A 1,097-nucleotide genomic window follows, 5' to 3' on the forward strand; every position below is an offset into this window, starting at 1 on the left:
CCGACGGTGCGGCCGCCCTCGCGGATGGCGAAGCGCAGCTTCTCTTCCATGGCCACCGGCACGATCAGCACCACGTCCATGGTCACGTTGTCGCCCGGCATCACCATCTCGGTGCCCTCGGGCAGCGTGCACACGCCGGTCACGTCCGTCGTGCGGAAGTAGAACTGCGGGCGGTAGTTGGTGAAGAACGGCGTGTGGCGACCGCCCTCCTCCTTCGTCAGGATGTAGGCCTCGGCCTTGAACTTCGAGTGCGGCTTCACCGAACCCGGCTTGCACACGACCTGGCCGCGCTCCACGTCCTCGCGCTTGGTGCCGCGCAGCAGCACGCCGACGTTGTCGCCCGCCTGGCCCTGGTCCAGCAGCTTGCGGAACATCTCGACGCCGGTCACCGTCGTCTTCGTCGTCGGGCGGATGCCGACGATCTCGACTTCCTCACCGACCTTGATGATGCCGCGCTCGACGCGACCCGTCACCACCGTGCCGCGGCCGGAGATCGAGAACACGTCCTCGATCGGCATCAGGAACGGCATGTCGATCGGACGCTCCGGCTGCGGGATGTAGGCATCGACCGTCTCCATCAGCTTCAGAACGGCGTCGCGGCCGATCTTCGGCTCCTTGTCCTCGAGCGCCATCAGGGCCGAGCCCTTGGTGATCGGGATGTCGTCGCCGGGGAAGTCGTACTTGGAGAGAAGCTCGCGCACCTCGAGCTCGACGAGCTCCAGGAGCTCCTCGTCGTCGACCATGTCGACCTTGTTGAGGAACACCACCAGCGCCGGCACGCCGACCTGGCGGGCGAGCAGGATGTGCTCGCGGGTCTGCGGCATCGGGCCGTCGGCGGCCGACACGACCAGGATCGCGCCGTCCATCTGGGCGGCGCCGGTGATCATGTTCTTCACGTAGTCGGCGTGGCCGGGGCAGTCGACGTGGGCGTAGTGGCGGTTGGTCGTCTCGTACTCGACGTGCGCCGTCGAGATCGTGATGCCGCGCGCCTTCTCCTCGGGGGCCTTGTCGATCTGGTCGTAGGCCGTGAAGGTCGCCCCGCCCGACTCCGCCAGAACCTTCGTGATCGCCGCCGTCAGCGACGTCTTGCCGTGATC

1 protein-coding gene is annotated in these 1,097 nt (G+C 67.3%); it reads right to left on the reverse strand.

Going from position 1 to position 1,097, the window contains the following annotated elements; all coding sequences use genetic code 11:
• A partial coding sequence (tuf, locus tag HNR01_RS27335; protein WP_183671089.1) for an elongation factor Tu occupies positions 1-1,097 on the reverse strand: 1,097 nt, incomplete at both ends.

This window comes from Methylorubrum rhodesianum (assembly GCF_014199985.1).
Lineage (GTDB): Bacteria > Pseudomonadota > Alphaproteobacteria > Rhizobiales > Beijerinckiaceae > Methylobacterium > Methylobacterium rhodesianum.